This is a genomic window from Flavobacterium sp. W21_SRS_FM6 (genome assembly GCF_052119645.1).
In the GTDB taxonomy this organism is placed as follows: Bacteria; Pseudomonadota; Gammaproteobacteria; order Enterobacterales; family Alteromonadaceae; genus Paraglaciecola.
This window is the reverse complement of sequence record NZ_JBGQOM010000004.1, coordinates 109,548-132,643: the sequence shown is the minus strand read 5'-3', so window position 1 is coordinate 132,643 and position 23,096 is coordinate 109,548. Positions and strand designations below refer to the sequence as shown.

20 protein-coding genes are annotated in these 23,096 nt (G+C 42.5%); 16 read left to right on the top strand and 4 right to left on the bottom strand.

What is annotated here, in order from left to right:
* The first annotated feature begins 144 nt into the window (after positions 1-144).
* Positions 145-330 (top strand): hypothetical protein, encoded by a 186-nt coding sequence (locus ACEN2L_RS08690; RefSeq protein ID WP_441743258.1) that lies wholly within the window; start codon positions 145-147, stop codon positions 328-330.
* 391 nt (positions 331-721) lie between these two features.
* Here the strand turns inward: ACEN2L_RS08690 and fadJ are convergent, their stop codons facing one another.
* Positions 722-2,869, bottom strand: a complete 2,148-nt coding sequence (gene fadJ, locus ACEN2L_RS08685) for a fatty acid oxidation complex subunit alpha FadJ (RefSeq protein WP_441743256.1) — start codon at positions 2,867-2,869, stop codon at positions 722-724.
* A gap of 10 nt (positions 2,870-2,879) precedes the next feature.
* Positions 2,880-4,190, bottom strand: coding sequence for an acetyl-CoA C-acyltransferase FadI (fadI, locus tag ACEN2L_RS08680; RefSeq protein ID WP_441743254.1), 1,311 nt, complete (start codon positions 4,188-4,190; stop codon positions 2,880-2,882).
* A gap of 372 nt (positions 4,191-4,562) precedes the next feature.
* Between fadI and ACEN2L_RS08675 the strand changes: the two genes are divergently transcribed.
* From ACEN2L_RS08675 to ACEN2L_RS08640, 8 genes are all read left to right on the top strand, one after another.
* On the top strand, positions 4,563-5,519 hold the full coding sequence (locus ACEN2L_RS08675) for an AAA family ATPase (RefSeq protein WP_441743252.1): 957 nt from the start codon (positions 4,563-4,565) through the stop codon (positions 5,517-5,519).
* A 24-nt stretch (positions 5,520-5,543) separates the two neighbouring features.
* Complete coding sequence (locus tag ACEN2L_RS08670) at positions 5,544-6,524, top strand: DUF58 domain-containing protein (protein WP_441743250.1); 981 nt, start codon at positions 5,544-5,546, stop codon at positions 6,522-6,524.
* The gene (locus ACEN2L_RS08665; protein WP_441743248.1) at positions 6,521-7,060 is read left to right on the top strand and encodes a DUF4381 domain-containing protein; all 540 of its coding nucleotides are present in this window, start codon (positions 6,521-6,523) and stop codon (positions 7,058-7,060) included. The genes ACEN2L_RS08670 and ACEN2L_RS08665 overlap by 4 nt, the downstream gene beginning before the upstream one ends.
* On the top strand, positions 7,053-8,060 hold the full coding sequence (locus ACEN2L_RS08660) for a vWA domain-containing protein (RefSeq protein WP_441743246.1): 1,008 nt from the start codon (positions 7,053-7,055) through the stop codon (positions 8,058-8,060). The genes ACEN2L_RS08665 and ACEN2L_RS08660 overlap by 8 nt, the downstream gene beginning before the upstream one ends.
* Entirely contained in the window at positions 8,060-9,979 is a 1,920-nt protein-coding gene (locus ACEN2L_RS08655) for a VWA domain-containing protein (RefSeq protein WP_441743244.1), read from the top strand. The genes ACEN2L_RS08660 and ACEN2L_RS08655 overlap by 1 nt, the downstream gene beginning before the upstream one ends.
* Before the next feature lie 2 nt (positions 9,980-9,981).
* Positions 9,982-11,703 carry a BatD family protein gene (locus ACEN2L_RS08650; protein WP_441743243.1) on the top strand — a complete coding sequence of 574 codons (1,722 nt, stop codon included), beginning with the start codon at positions 9,982-9,984 and terminating at the stop codon, positions 11,701-11,703.
* 206 nt (positions 11,704-11,909) lie between these two features.
* Complete coding sequence (locus tag ACEN2L_RS08645; protein ID WP_441743241.1) at positions 11,910-12,467, top strand: sigma-70 family RNA polymerase sigma factor; 558 nt, start codon at positions 11,910-11,912, stop codon at positions 12,465-12,467.
* Positions 12,460-13,161, top strand: a complete 702-nt coding sequence (locus tag ACEN2L_RS08640) for a DUF3379 family protein (protein WP_441743239.1) — start codon at positions 12,460-12,462, stop codon at positions 13,159-13,161. The genes ACEN2L_RS08645 and ACEN2L_RS08640 overlap by 8 nt, the downstream gene beginning before the upstream one ends.
* A gap of 58 nt (positions 13,162-13,219) precedes the next feature.
* On the opposite strand, the gene ACEN2L_RS08635 is transcribed toward ACEN2L_RS08640, so the two are convergent.
* A complete protein-coding gene (locus ACEN2L_RS08635; RefSeq protein WP_441743237.1) occupies positions 13,220-13,702 on the bottom strand; it encodes a GNAT family N-acetyltransferase in 483 nt (160 codons plus the stop codon).
* Between the two features lie 87 nt (positions 13,703-13,789).
* On the opposite strand from ACEN2L_RS08635, the gene putP reads away from it, so the two are divergent.
* The 7 genes from putP to ACEN2L_RS08600 all read left to right on the top strand — a co-directional run bounded on the left by putP (position 13,790) and on the right by ACEN2L_RS08600 (position 22,235).
* On the top strand, positions 13,790-15,298 hold the full coding sequence (putP, locus tag ACEN2L_RS08630; RefSeq protein WP_441743235.1) for a sodium/proline symporter PutP: 1,509 nt from the start codon (positions 13,790-13,792) through the stop codon (positions 15,296-15,298).
* Between the two features lie 60 nt (positions 15,299-15,358).
* Complete coding sequence (locus tag ACEN2L_RS08625) at positions 15,359-16,576, top strand: EAL and HDOD domain-containing protein (protein WP_306020322.1); 1,218 nt, start codon at positions 15,359-15,361, stop codon at positions 16,574-16,576.
* A 197-nt stretch (positions 16,577-16,773) separates the two neighbouring features.
* Complete coding sequence (cysD, locus tag ACEN2L_RS08620) at positions 16,774-17,688, top strand: sulfate adenylyltransferase subunit CysD (RefSeq protein WP_306020323.1); 915 nt, start codon at positions 16,774-16,776, stop codon at positions 17,686-17,688.
* Complete coding sequence (gene cysC, locus ACEN2L_RS08615; RefSeq protein ID WP_441743232.1) at positions 17,688-18,293, top strand: adenylyl-sulfate kinase; 606 nt, start codon at positions 17,688-17,690, stop codon at positions 18,291-18,293. Before cysD ends, cysC begins: the two co-directional genes overlap by 1 nt.
* Positions 18,283-19,071, top strand: a complete 789-nt coding sequence (gene cysQ / locus ACEN2L_RS08610) for a 3'(2'),5'-bisphosphate nucleotidase CysQ (protein WP_306020325.1) — start codon at positions 18,283-18,285, stop codon at positions 19,069-19,071. Before cysC ends, cysQ begins: the two co-directional genes overlap by 11 nt.
* 3 nt (positions 19,072-19,074) lie before the next feature.
* The gene (gene cysN, locus ACEN2L_RS08605; protein ID WP_306020327.1) at positions 19,075-20,493 is read left to right on the top strand and encodes a sulfate adenylyltransferase subunit CysN; all 1,419 of its coding nucleotides are present in this window, start codon (positions 19,075-19,077) and stop codon (positions 20,491-20,493) included.
* 14 nt (positions 20,494-20,507) lie between these two features.
* Complete coding sequence (locus ACEN2L_RS08600; RefSeq protein ID WP_441743230.1) at positions 20,508-22,235, top strand: SLC13 family permease; 1,728 nt, start codon at positions 20,508-20,510, stop codon at positions 22,233-22,235.
* 114 nt (positions 22,236-22,349) lie between these two features.
* Here ACEN2L_RS08600 and rluF read toward each other — a convergent pair whose 3' ends face one another.
* Positions 22,350-23,087: a 23S rRNA pseudouridine(2604) synthase RluF gene (rluF, locus tag ACEN2L_RS08595; protein WP_306022969.1), complete on the bottom strand. Its 738-nt coding sequence runs from the start codon at positions 23,085-23,087 to the stop codon at positions 22,350-22,352.
* Between the last annotated feature and the right edge of the window lie 9 nt (positions 23,088-23,096).

Here is a 23,096-nt window from a genome sequence, read left to right as displayed (position 1 = left end):
CGTTAATCTATAGTAAATATAAAATTTTATTTAAGGTAAAATTTACGCTCAAAGCAAAGCTGGCACGCTTCTCGCTAAAGTATTATTGACTGACAAAAATATGTCGGCAAAAACGTCAATAATATAAATAATAGGAAAGCAAAGATGTTGAAAGCTTATGCAGTAGCAGTAGTACTCGCCACCACGGCCCCCGTAGCAGTTAAATCTGTTGAAGGATCACAGGCTTCCGTTAAAACGGAAGCAACAAGCCAGACTGACACATCTAAAAGCAGTGTTAGAACTGGGACTGTTCGTCTGTACTCAGTCAGAACGGGTACCGTTCGTCTATAAGGATATAGCATCAATATCAGCGTCTTTCCTCGGAATTGACCTAAAAAAAGAGAGCCTAGGCTCTCTTTTTCACAATTAGCGATTAATGATAGGCTATGCCAGCCATACAACACTCTGTAAACCTCGAGATTTTAATAACGTCATCCGTTGCTGGGCTTTTAACAAGGGAAAAGCCATTGGCCCGAGCGCCAAGCCAACACATGCCCACATTTTAGCTCGCAAGCCCGTCTTATACGCCTGAACATAATACAAGACACTACATAAAATCGAACAAAGTATATAAGCAATCACTGTTTTCTCTCTGGGGCAATAAGTTGCCGTTTGTTAAACAAAAGGAGTACCAAATTATCCGTAGTAGCCCTTAAAACTCAAAACGCGCGCATTCTAATGGTTAATAAAAGCTTACGCCAGTTTTTTGCATATTTTTTAAACACGGTGCAGGTGCAAACTTATCACCATACAAGCCTTGGTAATATTCTAATCTGGCAACGACATGCTCAATACCTAAATTATGCATGTATCTAAAAGGACCTCCTAAGAATGGTGGGAATCCAATACCAAATATGGCGCCTATATCCCCATCTCTAGCATTTCGAATAACGCCTTCGTCAAGACACATCGCGGCCTCATTTAACATGGTCAGAACACACCGCTCTGCAATCTGGGCCTGACTAATTGTTGAGTTAGGGCTCAAGCTTAGTAAGGTGTATATTGACTCATCGACCACCTTTCCTGGTTTTTTGCCCGAGTAAAGATAAAAGCCTCTTTTATTCTTTTTACCTTTTCGGTCATCCGCTAAGACTTTATTAAATGCCTCTGGCGCGGCAAATCGCTCACCGAACTGGGCCTGTAGAATAGGAATAATCTTAGTACCTACATCGATGCCAACTTCATCTAACAGCTTAATCGGACCAACAGGAAAACCAAATTTCACCAGCGCTTTATCAATTTTTTCTATCGGTTCCCCACTTAAAATTAACTCTGCAGCTTGGTTCATGTAAGGCGCCAAAATACGGTTAACATAAAAACCAGCGCCGTCTTTAACCACTATGGGAGTTTTGCCTTGACGCTTAGCTAAATCCACCGTGGTTGATATAGTTAAATCAGACGTTGTTTCGTGAGCAATAACCTCAGCTAAAGGCATCTTATCTACAGGAGAGAAGTAATGTAGACCAATAACTTGTTCTGGTCGTGCGGCTTTGGCGGCAATTTGGCCGATAGGTATAGAAGAGGTGTTTGATGCGAAAATCGTATGCTCAGCACAATTTTCTTCAATCTCAGCCACCATTTGCTGCTTTAAGTTTAGATCTTCAAACACAGCCTCAATGACCACATCAAGGTCACTATAACCGGAGTAATCTACCGTTCCTGTTAACAGAGACAGTTGCTTTTGCATCTGCGATTTAGCCATAAAGCGTTTTTTGACCTTTTTATTAAGTAAGTCATAGCTGTACTTAATCGCATTTGCGATACCCTCAGGCCGAATATCTTTAATTCTTGCAGGCAATCCCGCTTTTGTAGCCGTAACAAAAGCGATACCACCGCCCATAAGGCCCCCGCCCAACACGCCTATTTTACTCAGCTTACTGGGTGCGACACCTTGCACACCGGTCTCTTTTTTCATCTCGGTGGTAGCAAAAAACAAACTTCTTAATGAAGCAGATTCAGGCGTCATAACGAGTTTGCCAAAATTACGTGCTTCCACTTGCAGGCCTTTTTTCACGCCCTGATTTAAGCCTGTTTCGATACAATCAATGATCAGATCAGGTGAAGGATAATTGCCTTGGGTTTTTTGTGCTGTTTGTTTACGTGCTTGACTGAACAAAAGATTACGGCCAACTGACGTACGTTCTAAAAATTGTCCCATTACGTCGAGCTTGGGCTTACTGCGAGTAGTTTTAGGTTTTTTCGCCATTTCGATAGCCACATCAAGCAATATGGATTGTGGGACCATATCATCCACAATGCCATATCTAAGCGCTTGTTTGGCACGCACTGAGGCACCAGTTAACATCATTTTCATTGCTTGCTGCACACTAATTAGACGTGGCAATCTTTGTGTCCCCCCGCTGCCAGGCAACAATCCAAGTTGCACTTCAGGTAAACCTAATTGAGTTTTGTCGCTGTCTGAACATACGCGGTAATGACAAGCCAATGCCAGTTCTAGGCCTCCACCTAAGGCCGGACCATGGATCGCCGCGACAAACGTTTGCGACATCTCTTCAATCCGTTGAAACATGGCTTGCCCACCAGCAGCGATAGCTTCAGCATCTTCGGCACTTTGGCACGCAGCTAACATACTAATATCAGCACCTGCCACAAATGAGTTAGGCTTTCCGCTTATTACTACTACACCTTTAATGCTTTTATCGGCGTTAATTTGCTGTAATACAGTATCTATTTGCTCGGCAAATTCGACTTTAAGCGTATTCATCGACTCCCCCACCACGTCCATGGTGAGAATGGCTATACCATCATCGCGAGTAGCTAAACTAAATGCGCTAGGATGAGATTCTATATTTTGAGTTTGCTCTGTCATTATTTTGCCCTTATTCAGTTTCGACGATCATAGCGGCAGCTAAGCCACCCGCGGCACAGGCGGTCAGTAAGCCAGTGCCACCACCACGACGATTTAATTCGTTTAACATCTGCGTAATCATACGCGTACCCGTTGCAGCAAATGGATGACCGTAGGCCAAAGAGCTACCCATCACATTGAATTTACTCATATCCACTTCGCCAATCGCCTTGCTACGGCCAAGTTTCTCTTGCGCGAATTTATCACTGGCAAACATTTTTAAATTAGCCAGAGTTTGCGCCGCAAAAGCTTCATGCATTTCAATTAATGTGAGGTCTTGCAGTGTCATACCCGCTCTGTCCAATGCCATGGGAGTCGCATAGGAAGGGCCCATTAACATGTCTTCCCAAACATCAATGGCGGCCCAAGCATAGCTCTTCAAATACCCTAGCGGCTTATAACCCAAGGCTTTTGCTTTGCTTTCTGTCATCATGATAATGGCTGAAGCACCATCGGTTAGCGGGGTAGCATTTGCTGCGGTTACTGTACCGTGCTTCTTATCAAACACCGGACGTAACTTCGCATAGCCTTCAATCTTTGAGTCAAAACGTATGTTATTGTCACGCTCCAGCGCCCCTTTAAAAGGCTCTGCATAGGCTGTCATTACTTCATTGGCAAGCTTACCTTCATTCCAGCTTTGCGCTGCTAATGTATGAGAACGATGAGCGAGTTCATCCTGTGCCTGACGACTGATATTGTGGGTTTTAGCCATTTGTTCAGCCGTTTGCCCCATAGACAAACCTGTCGAATACTCTGCTACAGCTGGTGGTACGGGCAACAGGTCTTTAAAACCCAGTTTTTTCAGCACCCCCCACTTTTGTCCTAAAGTCTTGGTTTTTTGTAAATCGGTTAAAGCTCTCGCCAGATTTTTTGACACACCAATGGGTGACACAGAAGTTGAATCAGCTCCACCTGCAATACCTACACTGATATTTCCGGCCATCATCGATTCGGCAATGCTCACTGTAGATTGAAAACTGGTGGCACAAGCTCGCGACACGCTGTAAGCATCGGTATGTACGTTCATACCCGTGCCTAACACGATTTCTCGGGCAATATTGGGTGCTTCGGGCATTTGTACTACTTGGCCGTATACCAATTGCTCTATTTCCAAGGGGGATAGGTTATTGCGAACTAACATCTCGTTGACGACCATTTTACCTAAATCGACGGCGGGAACTCCGTGGAAATAGCTAGCCATTTTGGCGAATGGAGTGCGTAATCCAGCGACAATCGCTATACGGTCGCCCTGTCTAGTTGTGACGTTTTGCTTTGTAGTCATGGTGTGCCCTTCGAATTAGTGGTCTGACCTGTTATGTATCACAGATTGTACAGGGATAACTTTAGTTGTTCAAGCGAGCCTGTTTGGCTTTAAAGTTAGACCAATAAAAAACAATAGGCCTTCTAAAGTACCGAATTTTGGTCAAATAGTAATCGCGTTCTTTTCAGCGCTTAGCGTCGTCGATGAAAATGCTGCTTTTACTATATTGAACTGAAGGTACTGCTAATATGCTGAACTAATTAGGACTTTGTAACATTGTTTTTCAAAAGGGGAACCCTATATAGGTTAGCATTGTCAGTAAAGCAGCTTTAGATAACAGTGTGTTACACACCATGCTGTTCACCCGTTAGTTAGAAGGAAGTATAAGAAAAGATGGCAAGAGCTCAGTTTTCTCAATTGCAAGCCTACCTTGATACTCAAGTAGTGGGCCAACAAACCTTGACACAAAATATCCTCTTAGCGTTATTAGCCGATGGACATCTGCTTGTTGAAGGCCCACCGGGTCTAGCTAAAACGAGAGCAGTTAACGCCCTTGCTAAGGGAGTCGAAGGTGATTTTCATCGCGTGCAGTTTACGCCAGATTTGCTCCCTGCTGATTTAACCGGTACTGATATTTACCGACCAGAAAACGGCAGCTTTGTTTTTCAACAAGGTCCCCTTTTTCACAACCTGGTATTGGCTGATGAAATCAATCGAGCTCCAGCAAAAGTGCAGTCTGCCCTCCTTGAAGCGATGGCTGAAAGACAAATAACGGTAGGCAATAAAACCTATGCTCTACCTGAGCTATTTCTAGTGATGGCAACCCAAAACCCCATTGAACAAGAAGGTACGTATCCGTTGCCAGAAGCTCAGCTTGATCGTTTTTTAATGCATCTTGAAATCGACTATCCAGGCGCTGAAACAGAGCTAGAAATTTTACGGCTTACCCGCAACGAAGCGCTGCATACCAATATGATTGAAGCTCCTAACCTCACTCAAGCTGACATATTCAAAGCTCGCCAAGAATTATTAAAAATTCACTTAGATGAAGGTTTAGAAAAATATTTAGTACAACTCATCATTGCGACCCGTCAACCCGATAAATTTGATAGTGACTTGGCTAACTGGATTGAATTTGGTGCAAGTCCACGGGCAACCATTGCTCTGGATAAATGCGCGCGCGCCCATGCTTGGCTGATGGGACGTGATTTTGTTGGCCCCGATAATATACAAGCGGTGTTTCACAATGTATTGCGCCACCGATTAATACTGAGTTACGAAGCAGAAGCAGAAGGTATAAATCGTAATCAGGTACTGGATAAGATTTTGCAACTCGTGGCTGTTCCTTAGGCGTCATACGGAAAAGGTAAAACGATGTTGGATGTTGAAAATTGGTTGTCGGCCCATCAGAGTGATGGCATCAATCTTGGTATACGAGAGCTCATTTACTATCAAGGTAAAACGAGTTTAGTTAATTTATCACCACGTAAAACTGTGCAAGCCAAATTGGCAGGTGCCTATTTGGCAAAAACGAAAGGCCGAGGCATGGAGTTTGATGAAGCTCGGCATTATCAAGCGGGCGATGATATCCGTGCTATTGACTGGCGAGTTACCGCTAGAACCGGTAAAACCCATACAAAAATCTATCGCGAAGAAAAAGAGCGCCCCGTTTTTGTATTAGCCGACTTGTCGTCAAGCATGCAGTTTGGCACGCAATTACTGTTTAAGTCAGTTCAAGTAGCGCATTTGAGTGCCCTACTCGCTTGGGCTGCGCGCAAACGTGGCGACCGTATTGGCGGACTAATTTTTAATCAGTTTCAACATATTGAGTGTAAACCGCTAACCCGTCAAAAAGCCGTTTTGTCGCTTCTAAATAGTTTGATAAAAGTCCAAGCACAGTCGATTGATGCACAGCAAAATGATACCTTCCAATCAAAACAAACCGCTCAAGGTGTTACTTTTACAGATGCCTGCGCCCGCATCCGTCGTTTAGCCCATCCAGGAAGTTTGGTTTTCATTTTGAGTGATTTTAGTCAGTTAAACGAATTGGCTAAGCAACATATTTCTCAGCTAAGCAGGCACTGTGAAGTGGTTGCTTATCCAATGAGCGATCCCTTTGAACACGAATTACCAAAAGTAAAAATAAGCCAGCGTGTCGCCCTGACTAATGGCGTTGAACAACAACACTTAATATTAGGAGAACAAAGCACGGAATCCCGTTACTTTGAGCAGCATCTCGCCTATTTTTCTTCTATTGAACATGTACTTAAGCAGTGTAAAGCACAAGTGGTGCCTATCAGTGCAGGCTTACCCTTAGAATTGCAACTCAATCAGTTTTCTCGGACAAGCTCATGAACAACTCATTGTCTGAATTAAAAGACATCCATATCCCAGCCACAGTCAACTTTTGGCCACCTGCATATGGCTGGTGGTTAGTGGTATTTTCCACTTTAGTGCTGCTGAGTTTAATCGTTGTATTGTTGATTAAACGACATATGCGCGGCCGAGCAAAACGCCAAGCCAAACAAGAGATAAGAGCACTTTCTTTTGAAAGCGGAGCATGGCGCCTTGGCTTAAACAGTATAGTAAAACGCGTATTGATGAGTTACTACCCAACTTTGCCTGTGCAACAACTTTACGGTGAGCACCTTAGTCAACTTTTAAGTTTAACCTTGCCTACCAGCAAACAAGCCCTTTTTAAGCAACAAATGAGTGAATTTCAGCAGCGTTTGTATCAAGTGGGCGCTGATTCAGAGGCGGATTATGAAAAAGATAAACGCCTCGTTTTGGCTTGGATTAATTCAGCAAAACTCTCCAACAGAAAAGTCGCACTGAATTTAAGCCGCTGGAGTGAGCAACATATTAATCAGCAAGGAGCAAGCCATGTTTGAGTTTGCTTGGATATGGGTACTACTTGCGCTGCCCTTGCCTATTGTTGTTTATTTATTACCTGCTCGACAGGAAGTGCAGCCCGCAGCGTTAAAAGTGCCGCATTTAATAAAAGGGTTCGCAGCTGACCACATCAGTAAAAAAACCAATAAAATACGAATACTCATTGCCGCGGTCGCTTGGTCCGCCTTAGTAATAGCCGCTGCTCGCCCTCAATGGCTTGGCGAGCCTGTGAATATACCCGCTGAAGGTAGAGATTTGATGATTGCAGTCGATCTCTCCGGCAGTATGAAAATGGAAGATATGGAAGTGAATGGCCGCCAAGTAGACCGACTACAAATGATCAAGTATGTTTTGAGTGACTTTATTGAGCGCCGAGTCGGTGACCGCTTGGGCCTAATTCTTTTTGCCGATACCGCCTATTTACAAGCCCCGCTTACTTATGATCGCGATACTGTCAACCAATTACTCAAAGAGTCTTTGATAGGATTAGTGGGTGAACAAACCGCCATTGGTGATGCCATTGGCCTTGCGATCAAACGTTTCAATGCCAGAGAAGAGTCTAACAAAGTCCTGATTTTATTGACGGATGGCCAAAATACCGCTGGTAACATCACACCCGAACAGGCAAATGAATTGGCGATTAACAACGAAGTAACTGTTTATACTATTGGTGTTGGCGCCGACAAAATGATGATGCAAAGCTTTTTTGGTAGTCGGCAAATTAATCCCTCTCAAGAGTTGGATGAAGATATGCTGACCCAAATAGCCACCTCTACTGGTGGTCAATATTTTAGAGCCCGCGATGTGGCTTCGCTGCAAAATATTTACGCCAAACTGGATGAGCTTGAGCCGATTGCCAGAGAAAGTCGCCAGATGCGCCCCTTGCAAGCGCTGTTTTATTATCCTTTGGCGCTATCACTTCTTTTGACCGTATTACTGAGTTTGTATCAGATACTGTCAGCCAAAGGCATTACCGCGCGCTTAGGGAGGACTAGGTAATGAGTGAGTTTTTACTGCAACTACAAGACTTTCACTTTTTACGAATTCAATGGCTATGGGCACTTGTCCCCCTTTTTATCATTGCAATCTTATTAGCTTATTTTAGTAAACAGCAAACAGGCTGGCAGTCTGTACTGGCGGGACACCTATACAAACATCTTGTTAGTCATGGTACACAAAAATCTCACAAATACCCTTTTGGATTACTCGTTCTTGGTTGGTTGTTAGCAACACTTGCTTTAGCCGGCCCCACTTGGGAACGCTTGCCACAACCCGTTTTTCAGTTAAACACCGGTAAGGTGGTACTAATGGATATGTCTATGTCGATGCGAGCGACTGACATCAAACCAAACCGCTTGACTCGCGCAAAATATAAGGCCATTGATTTAGTCAAAAAATTAACCGAAGGTGAAACAGGTTTAGTGGCTTATGCAGGAGATGCATTTACCATTAGTCCGCTTAGCAGTGATGGGCAAAATTTAACGGCGTTGATTCCCAGCTTAAGCCCCGAGATTATGCCGATACCGGGTAGCGACCCTGTCTTAGGTTTGCAAACTGCATTTGATCTCCTTAAAAGCGCGAATTATCAGCAGGGAGATATTTTTTGGATAACTGACGGTGTAGATAATCGTCAATTAAAAGAAATCAGCGACTTATTAAACAAATCAAGTTATCGCTTATCTATCTTAGCGGTGGGTACTGAGGAAGGTGCCCCGGTACAAACACTCAATGGAGAGTTATTAAAAGACTCCAACGGCGCTATTGTGATCCCCAAACTACCTACCAGCAATCTGCAAACTTTAGCCAAACAAGGTGGAGGCCGCTATGCTCCTTTACAAAGTGATGATAGTGACATTGACTATCTCATGAATCAAACCCTGCTAGACAATAATGCTGGCGAGCAAGAATCTGCTGGCGATGATAACTTTGGTGATAAATGGCAAGAATTAGGACCTTATTTACTTCTCTTGCTGCTTCCCTTGGCCGCTTACAGCTTTCGAAAAGGCTTAATCCCTGTTTTTCTCATCGCTTTTGCTCTACCGATGTATGCGCCACAAGCGGAAGCAGGTTGGTGGCAAGACATGTGGAAAACCAAAGACCAACAAGGTTTAGAAGCCTTTCACGCCAAAGAGTTTAAACACGCGGCAGAGACCTTTGAAGATCCGTTGTGGGCAGGCTCGTCTCTATACAAAGATGAAAACTACGAACAAGCGCTAAAGGCATTTAGCCAAATAGATAGTATCGATGGGCGCTATAACCAAGCGAATACCTTGGCACAGTTAGGCAAATATCCTGAGGCAATTGCATTGTATAAGGAGGTCCTTGCCGAACAAGCAGATCATCAAGATGCCTTAGCCAATAAGACTTTTTTAGAGAAACTGCTTGAACAGCAAGAACAGCAGCAACAAGATCAGCAAAATGAACAATCTGATCAACAAAATGACCCGCAGCAAAACCAAGACGGTGATAACTCAGAGCAAGATCAAGATCAACAGAACCAACAAAATCAGGACTCAGACCAACAGTCTCAACCTCAAGATTCAGAACAACAAAATCAAGATCAGGCTTCTGACAAGCAGGAGAGTCAAGATAGCAAGGCTGAACAAGAAAATACTAAAGCACAAAATAGCAATACGAAGGGATCCCAAACTGATTCAAAAGAGCCCGAGCAACAACAAGCGCAACCATCTGAATCTGAACAAGAGCCAGAAAACCCTTCGCAAGAGGCCCAGCAACAGGCGATGGCTGAGCAAACTAAAGAATTAACAGATGAAGAAAAAGAGCAAATGCAGCGCATGCAAACTTTACTAAATCGCGTGCCCGACGATCCGGCCTTTTTGTTAAAAAGAAAGATGCAAATAGAGGCGCAGCAACGTAAACGTGAAAGAGTACCCAGCAATTTAGAGAGGAACTGGTAACCGTGAGAGCCATAAAATTATTAATCGTCAGCCTAAGTTTATTGCTGTTATATGTGACCAGCGTGAACGCTAAACCCAATGAAGTGATTGCCAGTGTTGACAAAAATCCAGTGATGGCTGATGAGTCTTTTAATTTGACTATCACCGCCAACGACGATGTTGACCGCTCAGCATTTGATCCATCAGTACTCATGAAAGATTTTGTAGTGGGCAGAACTTCCGTCAGCACCCAAACCCAAATGATAAATTTTAATACGACTCGAACCACAATTTGGACAACCGTACTAATCCCGCGTAAAGAAGGCCGTTTTACTATTCCAGCTTTTGATGTCGGGGGTCAAAAGACCCAAGCGATTCAACTAATGGTGGTCCCTGTGTCGTCAAGCGGTGCGACTCAGGGTAGAGATATTTTTATTACAACAGAAGTTGATGTGCCAGAAGCGTATCTGCAACAGCAGTTACGCTATACGGTGAAACTGTATTTAGGCCAAGAATTACAAAGAGGCAGTCTTGCTAATCCGCGTTTAGAAAACGCAGACATTAGACAAATTGGTAAAGATAAAGAATACAGCGAAATAAAAGACGGCCGTCGTTACCGCGTCATTGAACGAACCTTCGCAATCATTCCCCAAAAAAGCGGTACTTTTACCATCGAAGGCCCTCTGTTTGAAGGTGAAATTATTGATAATTCACGTCAAAGTTTTGGCTTTTTTAATCGTAGTACACCGGTAAATCGCGTTGGACAAAGCCAAGCTATTACGGTCTTACCTATTCCAAGCGATTATCCTCATCATTGGCTGCCTAGCGACTTTGTGCAAATAAATGAAGAATGGCAAGGCAATCCTCAGCAATATCATGTAGGGGAGCCTATAACCCGCACTATTACGCTCACGGCAATTGGCGTTGTAGAAGAACAATTACCCGCTATCAACGGTGTTTACCCCAATTCTGTAAAATCCTACCCGGATCAAGCTGAAACCACCACGGTTGAGAAAGACCAAACATTGATTGCCCAGCGCAAAGAGTCGGTTGCGATTATTCCTAGTGAAGCGGGTCAGCTTGTGTTGCCTGCAGTGCAAGTTCCCTGGTTTAACGTACTCACTAAGAAGACCGAATTTACGACTCTACCCGAAAAAAACCTAACGATTTTGCCGTCCCTTAACCAAAGTACTGCCCCTTTGCCTTTGAGTGATAATCCAGGCCTGATAGATGTTAAGGGGGCGTTGGAGCCAAACAATGCGCAAGCGCCCAGTATTATTGAAACTGAGGCCGATCCGTTCTGGAAAGGTGTGAGTGCGGTATTATTTATTTTGTGGCTGTTGACCCTAGTACTAGGGTTTTGGTTGATAAAATCTCGCCCCCCGCAAGTCAGCAGCAAGTCAAGTAAAACAGCACAACAAAAACCGCAGACAGGCGATCAGTGGCGTCTCTTACAACACGCCATCAAACAATCTGATGTCAAACAAATCACGTCATTATTAGGGCCATTTTTAGCGCGTTTCGTGGGGCAAGCCAATCTCACGCTAACGCAATCCCTGCAGTGTATCCAAGACCCTAAGTTAAGCAACGAAGTTAACCTGATGCTGGCATCGCAATACGGCCAAACGCCAAATACTTGGGATAACAAGGCGCTGCATGCAGCCCTTAAACCTTATGTAAAAAGCCATGGAAACAAATCCAAGTCGGAACAGCTTAATTTAAAACCGCTCTATCCTAGCGTATAATCCTCGGTGCTTATGGTAGTTAGTAGGCACTACCTTTGCCTACTAACTGCTCTGACATTCAATCTGAGCGACGGCTCATCCTAAAATTCACTGCTTCAAACTAGGCTAGCCCCATGGATTCACGCATAATACGTTCTATCTTCACCAGCTCGCGCTCGCATTTTTACCTTTATATTCCATCAGTGAGCTAAACAGTGGAAAAATTTATGTTTTGGCGAAAGCAAAATAAAGAAGCCTCGGTCTCTAGTGACATGGCAAGTAAACAACAACGATATGAAGCATTAGTATTGGCATTACACGCCGATATTTTTCGCTATGCGTATTGGCTAGTCAAAGATAAAGCGGTCGCTGAGGATATTACTCAGGAAACGTTCCTGCGCGCGTGGAAAAGCCTAGATACATTACAAGATGAAAAAGCAGCTAAATCATGGCTTATCACGATATTACGCCGAGAAAATGCTCGCCGTTTTGAACGCAAACAATTTGATTTAGTGGATATCGATGATGTTGCCATTATTGACGAACAATTAAGTAGTGAAGTAGAAATAGAACATCGAGAATTACGCGCAATTATGAACGCCTTAAGCGATGAATATAAAGAGCCGCTTATGCTGCAAATTATATTTGGTTATTCAGGCGATGAAATCGCAGAACAACTTAATTTGAATAAGAATACAGTGATGACACGATTATTTAGAGCGCGCAATCAGGTAAAAGAGGCTTTAGAAAAAGCGAACGAGCACAGAGGACGCCAAAATGGATGAATTAGAATTTCGTCGAGCGGTCTTAGCTGATCCAAATGACAAAGAGCTTGCTAAGGCTACTGCCGATGATCTCAAAAAACAGGCTTTTGTTAAAGAAATTAAACAGCTAGATAAAAAAATTACCGAAGCAAGCAACATACCTGTACCAGATGGTCTCGCGCATCGTTTGTTACTTCGTCAAACTATGGCTGTTCATACTCAAAAACGTCAGCGGAGTCATTTTATTCAATTAGCATTAGCGGCCTCGGTGGCGTTTATTTTGGGTATTAGTGTGACTCAATGGCAATTTAAAGAGGCTGCTAGCCTATCTGAATATGGTATTGCCCACGTCTTACATGAAGGCGACTATGCCTTAGGGGCAAGTGAAGATATTAGCTTGTCTCAAGTGAATGCCAAGCTGGCGCGATTTGGTGGTGAAATGACAGCCAATACCGGACAAATCTATTACGCCAACTTTTGCGATTTTGACAATATCAAGAGCCTGCATTTAGTGATGCAAGGTGATAATGGCAAAGTCAGTGTTTTTATTGTCCCCAACATGCAGGGCTATGCAATCGACAGCGCAGTAAAAGGTAAGTGGAACAGTGAAGCCTACAACCTAAGCAAAGCCAGCCTAGTGATTGTGAGTGATGTGCCATCCGATGTGGCTAGGATGAGAGATAGACTCAGCAAAAGTATTCAGTTTTCGGCATAAACTGAAGATCGGTTCAGACTTTACCAGTTAACCGATGGTAAAGCTGAACAGAGTATCGTTATTGCGAATTAAAATGCATTGTGACGTGTTCGATCCCGCCATCGTCATACGACTCTCCTTTTGCCACAAACCCTAGTTTTTCATAAAACTTTTGCGCCTCAAGTTGAGCAGAAAGGGTGATGTCAGCGCCCGTATTTTTTAAGATGATATCGTTTATCATCAAACGCATCAGCGCCGCGCCTAGCCCTTTACCCCGGCTCAAATTCGAGAAGACAACGCGCTCAATACTAAAATGAATTAAATCTTGCGATTGACGAGTACGTGCATACCCAATGAGTTCGGCATCATTTTGCTCAGACGACCAGCACAAATAGTGCATGGCTTGTTGATCGAGCCCATCTAAGTCCGAATAAATACTTTGTTGTTCAACAATAAACACATCTTGACGTAATTTAGCCACCCTATAAAACTGCTGACAACTTAAATCTTCAAATTGAAGAGATTGAATATAATGCGTTGATTTTTGTAGAGAATTTTTCATACTGTTGCTAGCATGGCGTTCCGTACCACCTCGTTATGTTTTTTAGTATTTAACCATTGTCACCACAGTCAAACAATAGAGGTATAGATGGAACCCACAGTTTTTATTTCCCTAGGCTTGTACTTTGTTGTGGTACTGGCAATTGGCCTGTTTTCATTCAAACAAGCGAATACTGATGTTTCGGGCTATATGCTGGGTGGAAGAAGTTTAAGCCCAAAAGTTACCGCACTTTCTGCAGGTGCTTCAGATATGAGCGGCTGGATGTTAATGGGTTTGCCGGGCGCCATGTATGTGTCTGGCTTATCAAGTGGCTGGATTGCCATAGGTTTGACCTTTGGCGCGTATTTAAATTACGTTTTGATAGCCCCTAGGTTAAGGGTTTATACCGAATTTGCCAATAACGCGATTACTATTCCCGATTATTTTGAAAATCGTTTTAACGATAATAGTCATTTATTAAGGGTCATATCTTCTATCGTTATTATTGTATTTTTTGCGGTTTACACCTCATCAGGAATGGTGGCAGGTGGCAAGCTGTTCGAATCATCGTTTGGCTTAAGCTATAACCTCGGCTTGTACATTACCGCGGGTGTCGTCGTCGCTTATACGCTATTTGGCGGGTTCTTAGCGGTGAGTATCACAGATTTTGTACAAGGCTGTATCATGTTTGCGGCGCTTATTTTAGTCCCTGTGGTGACCTTGCTACACATTGGTGACTTACAATTGACTGGCGATATTTTAACCAAAGGTGATTACAGTTTTCTGGATGTTTTTACTGACGCTTCGACAGGCCAAAGTCTTACCCTACTGACAATAATATCGATGTTGTCTTGGGGTCTGGGTTATTTTGGTCAGCCGCATATTATTGTGCGTTTTATGGCCATTCGTTCAGTTAAGGATATTAAAACTGCCCGCAGAATTGGCATGAGCTGGATGATAGTCACCTTAGTAGGTGCCCTATCCACTGGTTTATTTGGTATGGCTTATATTAAAAGTCAAGCGGGAAGCATTGCGGATCCTGAGACTATTTTTATTTATCTTTCTAATGTACTTTTTCACCCACTTGTCAGTGGCTTTTTATTGGCTGCTATTTTGGCAGCCATCATGAGTACGATTTCCTCACAACTATTAGTGACCTCCAGTTCGTTAACCGGCGATATTTATCAGTTATTTTTCCGCCGAAAGGCCAGCCAGCGAGAATTAGTTTTTGTCGGTCGTCTGTCTGTGGCTTTAGTGGCAATAGTAGCGATTTTATTGGCACAAGACCGTGATAGTTCTATATTGTCAATAGTGAGTAATGCGTGGGCAGGGTTTGGCGCCGCGTTTGGACCAGTGGTTTTACTGAGTTTGTATTGGCCCAATATGACCAGAACAGCGGCGATTCTTGGTATGGTAACAGGCACTATCACTGTGCTTATTTGGGTTTACGCACCTATCGCTATCAACGGTCAAAGCTTAAGTCAATTAGTGTATGAAATTATCCCTGGATTCATTATCTGTAGTGTTACTATCGTGGTTGTGAGTGTATTAAGTAAACAACAAGATCAGTCTATAAAAGCGACTTTTGAACGAGTAGAACGAGAGTTTCACTCATAACAATTATCGGGCTCAACATGTCTGGTTTTTACTCAGCCATGTTGTAAGAGGAGTTCCAACTTGAGTTTTTACGCAGCTCGACAGCCTATTTTGAATAGAGATAAGTCCTTGTTTGCTTATGAATTGCTTTTTCGTCAAAGTTTAGAAAATGTTTTTCCTAAAATTAATGACAACCAAGCAACCGCTAAGCTTATCGAAGGATTACAATTCAATTTAGGGTTAGAAACCCTCACACAAGGTACACTGGCTTTTATTAATTTCACCCACGATACTTTGCTAAACGGCTACCCTTTATTATTGCCCAAAGAACAAATTGTGGTAGAAATTTTAGAGACAGCCAAACCAGGAAAACGTTTACTGCAAGCCTGCGTCGAGCTCAAAGAAAAAGGCTATATACTTGCCTTAGATGACTACGAACATGACCCCCTATGGCGACACTTTTTCCCTTATATCGACATCATCAAAATTGATTATGCCTTATCGTCAGAAGACCAAATAAAGCAGATTCTTGAGGAAGTAAAGCCTTACCCTAATATTAAACTTCTGGCAGAAAAAGTTGAAACTTACACTGAATATCAACACGCCCTAGAAATAGGCTGTGAATACTTTCAGGGCTATTTTTTTAGTAAACCGGAAGTCATTAAATCGATATCTTTTCAGCCTTCCCAACTCTCCCTTGTTAATTTAATGGCAGAAGTGTGCAAGCCAGAGCCGAATATAGAAAAAATTTCCATTATTTTTGCCGGCGATGTCGAATTATCCTTTAAACTACTGCGTTATGCCCAATCACCTATTTTTAAGCGCGTTGCTAAAATCGAAAGCCTCAAGCAAGCGATCACAATGTTCGGTTTACTTGAATTAAAGCGCTTTATCTCACTGTTATTTACTGCACAATTTAGCCATGGTAAACCACAAGAATTAACGGTAATGGCCTTAGCAAGAGCACGGTTTTGTGAGCAAATGGTAAAAATGGATAAACAAGGTGCGGATCCCTCTTCTGCCTTTTTAATCGGTTTACTCTCTTTAATTGATGCCATGGTTGATACCAATATCGCAGAATTAATGGAAAAGTTGCCCATCGCACAGGCGCTCAAAGATGCACTCATTAAGCGTCAAGGTAAATTAGCTGAATACCTCGCCTTATGTGAATTACTTGAAGCAGCTGATTGGTGTAATGTTGAAACGTATTGCCAAGCATTAGACTTTAATTTAGACCACGTGTTGGCGCGCTTTCAACAGAGTTTGCAGTGGGCATCGGAGAGAATAAAGTTACTGTGAAATACGTATCTGAACCTTTCGCAGCCCGCTAAACACAACGATATTGTAAAAATATTGTTATAGATTAGGCATATATCTGAAAAGCTTTAATTTATAAGAATATAGCATAAATCTGTCTACTCACTCTCGGTTAATTCATGTTATGTTCTATACATAGAATTTATTGATATATAACTTAATCCAGTGTGAGAGTCATTATGCCTAACGCTATACCTAATGTTACCCATTTAAAACAACTTGAAGCTGAAAGTATCCATATTTTCCGCGAAGTCGCAGCTGAATTTGATAATCCCGTTATGCTGTACTCTGTCGGAAAAGACTCCTCTGTATTGTTGCATTTAGCAAGAAAAGCCTTTGCTCCTGGCAAGATCCCCTTTCCTTTGCTTCACGTTGATACCACGTGGAAATTCCACGAAATGATTGCCTTTAGAGATAAAATGGCGGAAAAACATGATCTCGACTTGTTGGTTCACATTAACCAAGAAGGTGTAGACATGAATATCAGTCCGTTTGTGCATGGTAGTGCCAAACACACAGACATCATGAAAACAGCCAGTTTAAAACAAGCCTTAAATAAATATAAATTTGATGCCGCTTTTGGTGGAGCACGTCGTGACGAAGAAAAATCACGAGCCAAAGAACGGGTGTACTCATTCCGAGATGATAACCATCGCTGGGATCCTAAAAATCAGCGTCCAGAGTTATGGAACATCTATAACTCCCAAATTAACAAGGGCGAAAGTATTCGAGTTTTCCCTATGTCAAACTGGACGGAATTAGATATTTGGCAATACATTTACCTTGAAAACATTGAGATTCCATCTTTGTATCTAGCCAAACCTCGTCCAGTGGTAGAGCGTGATGGTACGCTAATCATGGTTGACGATGACCGCATGCCCATGCTGCCAGGTGAAAAACCAGAAATGCGTTCAGTTCGTTTCAGAACACTAGGTTGTTATCCTTTAACAGGAGCTGTGGAATCAACGGCTGCTACACTACCTGAAGTCATTCAAGAAATGCTGCTCACCAAAACCTCTGAGCGTCAAGGACGAGTTATTGACCATGATTCATCTGGCTCTATGGAAAAGAAAAAAATGGAAGGTTATTTCTAATGGCAACCAATATTGTTTGGCATCAACACGAGGTAGACAAATCTCGTCGTGCAGCAGCCAAAAATCAACAACCATGTGTCATCTGGTTAACCGGTTTAAGTGGTTCTGGCAAATCAACTATTGCCAATCTGCTAGAAAAAAAATTAGCGGAGCACCACAAACACACTTATTTACTTGATGGCGATAATGTACGTCACGGTCTTTGTGGCGATCTAGGCTTTAGCGACAAAGACCGCGTTGAAAATATTCGACGCATCAGTGAAGTCGCAAAATTATTTGTCGATTCAGGCCTGATTGTTATCACCGCGTTTATCTCGCCCTTTCAGCGAGATAGAGATTACTGTCGCGATTTATTAGCTGAAAACGAATTTATTGAAGTGTTTATTAATACGCCCATCGAAGAGTGTGAAAAACGAGATCCTAAGGGTTTGTATCAAAAAGCACGTCAAGGTGATATCAAAGACTTTACGGGTATCAGTTCTCCCTATGAAGCACCTGATAGCCCCGAGATTGAATTAGCCTACAGTGGCCAAACTGCAGAAGAATCAGCTGATCAACTTTTCACGCTGTTACAAGAAAAAGGATTTTTATCTGATGCTAAGTAGTGAATTAGTCGACAAAATTGTTGCAATAAGTCATGCCGCTGGCGATAAAATCATGGAAATTTATCAGCGTGATTTCAGTGTGTACGAAAAGTCTGATGAGAGCCCCTTAACTGAAGCCGATCTAGCCGCGCATCACTGCATTGTAGATGGTCTTAAAGCGGTGTCAGACTTACCGATCCTGTCGGAAGAATCCGCTAATATTCCCTGGTCAGAGCGCAGTACATGGCAAGAATATTGGTTGGTTGACCCCTTAGATGGCACAAAAGAATTCATCAAGAAAAATGGTGAGTTTACCGTCAACATTGCACTCATTAAAAATGGCCAAGCCGTCTTTGGCGTAGTGTATGCGCCTGTACTTGCACAAACCTATGTGGGTGTTGTTGGCCAAGGGGCGTATAAGTTAACAAACGGGGCTCGGAAAGATATTACTGTCAAAGCCCATTCTGGCAATGAAAAGTGGTTAATTGTTGGTAGCCGCTCTCATCAAAGTCCTGAAATACAGCAATTTCTTGAAGCCTTGGGCGGTGAGTCAGAATTAGTTGCAATGGGAAGTTCATTGAAATTATGCCTAGTGGCAGAAGGTGCAGCTCATCTTTACCCCAGATTAGGCCCGACGTCCGAATGGGATACTGGAGCAGCTCAAGCCGTGGTGGAAGCCGCTGGTGGGACAGTTACTGTGGTAAATGCAGTGGCCACTGCTAGATCAAAAGATGCCCAAGCCTTACGCTACAACCAGAAAGAATCCGTTTTAAACCCTTATTTTTTAGTGAGTTATTGAATTATGAATAGCGAAAACACCTTACTTCAATCCGACATATTGGGTTATTTAGATCAGCACGAAAAGAAAGATATGCTGCGTTTTTTAACGTGCGGCAGTGTTGATGATGGAAAAAGTACATTAATCGGTCGATTGTTGCATGACTCAAAAATGATTTTTGAGGATCAACTAGCCGCTATTACGAAAGACAGTAAAAAAAGTGGCACAACAGGTGACAAAGTAGACTTAGCCTTATTAGTTGACGGTTTACAGTCTGAAAGAGAGCAAGGTATTACCATCGATGTTGCTTATCGGTATTTTTCTACTGACAAACGAAAGTTTATTATTGCTGATACCCCTGGACACGAACAATATACTCGAAACATGGTGACCGGCGCGTCAAACTGTGATCTCGCCATTATTCTTGTAGATGCGCGTGCTGGAGTTAAAACCCAAACTCGTCGCCATTCTTTCCTCGTCTCTTTGTTAGGCATCAAGCACGTCATTGTTGCCGTCAACAAAATGGATTTGATGGATTATAGTGAAAGTGTGTACGAAAAGATTAAAGCGGATTATTTAACGTTCTCTAAACAGCTAAGCATTCCAGACATTCAATTTATTGCCTTATCTGCATTAGATGGTGATAACGTGGTAAACGTTAGTGAAAAAACACCGTGGTATAAAGGTGAAACCCTGATGACGATGTTAGAAAACATTAAAGTTGCACACGATCTTAACGTAGATGATTTTCGTTTTCCGGTGCAATATGTCAACCGTCCAAACCTTAATTTTAGAGGTTTCGCAGGTACGGTAGTATCCGGTCAAATTTCCGTGGGTGATAAAATAACCGCGCTTCCTTCAGGTAAACAATCAACCGTTAAATCCATCGTCAATTATGAAGGTGAACAACAAAGTGCACATACACCACTTACCACGACTCTAACGTTAGAAGACGAAATTGATATTTCTCGTGGCGATATGATTGTGAAATCTGATAATTTGCCGCTGCAAGGCAGTACCTTTGTCACAAACTTAGTGTGGATGGCTGAAGAGCCTATGATGCCTAATAAACAATATGGTTTTAAATTTGCCACTAAGTTTGTACCCGGTAGTGTGACTGACATCGAGTACCAAATCGACGTAAACTCTTTAGAGCACAAGCCCGCAATCAGGCTTAATCTAAACGAGATAGCTGTGGGTACCATAAAACTGACTCAGCCTGTGGCATGTGACGCTTACACGAAAAACCGTTCTACCGGGGCGTTTATTATTATTGATCGTTTAACCAATGGTACTGTGGGTGCAGGCATGATCCTGGATGTGGCAAAAGACGCAAGCACAAGCTCAGATAAGCACTATTCTGAATTTGAATTAGAATTTAATGCCTTGGTCAGAAAACATTTTCCACATTGGAATGCCACTGATATCAGTAAACTAGTCTAACCTTTCGGGATTATATGGACTTTAATCAATATCTGGTAATAGCCATTTTTGCCAGTACTATCATGGCGCTTATCTTCACCGATAAGCGCCCTTCTTCTATTTTTGCCGCTTCCATGTTGGCCTTAATTGTTGGACAGCAGCTCAATTTAAATCAAGTCATTAATAATTTAACTAACCAAGGATTAATGACGCTGATACTGTTGTTATTGGTCAGTAACGCGGTCGATAAAACCTCACTAATCAAACGATTAGGTCGGACACTAATAACTGCTAATTACACTCAAAGTTATTGGCGTCTATTTGGTTTAACCTTTTTTTCTTCCGCCTTGTTAAATAACACCGCCGTAGTGGCAAGTTTGATTGGCCCAGTGAAACAAAACCAACATCATTCATCTTCTAAGTTGCTCATCCCCTTATCTTACATCGCGATATTAGGTGGTACCGTAACTTTGATTGGCACCTCAACAAACTTAATTGTAGATAGCTTTCTTATTGAGCATGGTCACGAGGGGTTTAAATTTTGGGATTTTACCCTTTATGGCATGATTGCAGGCTTAAGCTGTGGATTGCTGATTTTTATCATGTCTTCATGGCTACCCGACATCGAAAATAAGAGTAATAAATACAATCACTATTTTATTGAAGCAAAGGTGGCTGTGGATTCAGAACTGGTGGGTAAAAGTGTTGAGGAGAATCATTTAAGAAACCTACCTGAACTCTTTTTAGTAGAAATAATTCGTGAAAAAAACCTTATATCCCCCGTTTCCCCTGACCTTATTATTCAAGCTAATGACAAATTGATATTTTCAGGCAATGTGCAAAATGTCGGTAACTTAAGCCATATCAAAGGTTTGCATTTATTTGCAGAATCAAATGGCTTGTTGCGTGACAATTTAACCGAAGTCATTATTTCCAACAGAGCACAAGTCATTGGTTATAGCTTAAAAGCCATTGGCTTTAGGGCTTTATTTGATGCAGCCGTGGTGGCGATTAGACGAGATGGCGAATCTCTTTCTGGCAAGTTAGGTGAAATCAAACTGCAAGCGGGTGATTTTTTGTTATTAGCCACCGGCCCTGACTTTAATAAACGGCATAATCTTGCTAAAAACTTTTTCATCTTGTCTGAGAAAAAAATGCCGGCCAAACTCACTCCCTGGCAAGAGCGCATTACCCTAGGCGGTTTTTTAACCGTTGTCGCATTAGCGGCTACGTCGGTATTGTCTTTAGCAACGGGGTTGGTGTTTTTTCTCGCGCTGTTAGTTGTTTCAGGTGTAACTAATACCAATGAAGTGAAGAATAACTTACCAATCAATCTTATTTTAGTGATAGTAGGCGCTCTGAGCCTTGCCACTGGCTTAGAAAATACCGGTGTTATAGATTCACTTACCGAAGTGTTAGCACCTGTAATGACGAATGTAAGTCCATTTACGGCGTTAGTTGGTGTTTACCTACTGACACTATTATTAACGGAAGTGGTCACCAATAATGCAGCAGCGGCCCTGATGTTTCCTTTTGCCTACGGTTTGGCTCAAGTCCTTAATGTTGATCTTATGCCATTTGCTTTAGCCGTGGCTTTCGCTGCCAGTGCCAGTTTTATATCGCCCTACGGCTATCAAACTAATTTATTGGTGTTCAGTGCAGTAAACTATAAATTAAAGCACTTTGTGAAAATGGGTCTACCTGTTTCCATTTGTTATTCTGCGATTGTACTTGTCTTGTTGAAATTAACCTACCCGCTCTAAACCGCTAGTGGCAATCAACAAGGAGGTAAAAACGAAAATCGGCGCTTAACAACTGTATTACTAGCCTGTTAATTTAAAATAAGATCAACAGGCTAGTAGAAGCAACAAAACAAGTTATGCCGTTTTAGACGAATTCATCACAGCCGCTTGCAGATTTTCAACTTCATCGCCAGTTAAATCTCGCCACTGTCCCGCTTTTAGCCCGGCGAGTCTTATTGACATTATCCGTGTGCGTTTTAACTTGACTACCTCATAACCAAGATATTCACACATTCGTCTTATTTGTCGATTCAGCCCCTGTGTTAGCACAATCGTAAACACCATCTTACTCTGCATTTTAACCGTACAAGGTTTTGTGATGGTATCCAAAATTGGAATGCCTTTGGCCATTTTATTGATAAAGTGCTCTGTTAATGGTCGATTTACCGTAACCACATACTCTTTGTCATGGGCATTTTCGGCGCGTAAAATTTTATTAACGATGTCACCATCGCTGGTCAAAAAAATCAAACCTTCGGAAGGTTTATCTAAGCGACCAATTGGAAAAATTCTCTCGCTGTGTCCAATTGCATCGATAATATTGCCGTTAATATGACGCTCCGTGGTGCAGGTTATCCCTACCGGTTTGTGATAAGCAATATAAACCCTATCTGACTTATTCCTGGCACTCGCTGAGACCAACTGCCCCTGTACTCGCACTTCGTCGCCTGGTAGGACTTTGGTGCCTAGTTCAGGTGTTGAACCGTTTATCGTAACCTGCCCCGCTTCAATTAATTTATCTGCTTCACGACGGGAGCAAAAACCCGAATCGCTGATAAATTTATTGAGGCGTATTGCGTCTGACTGACTCATTTTTGCCCT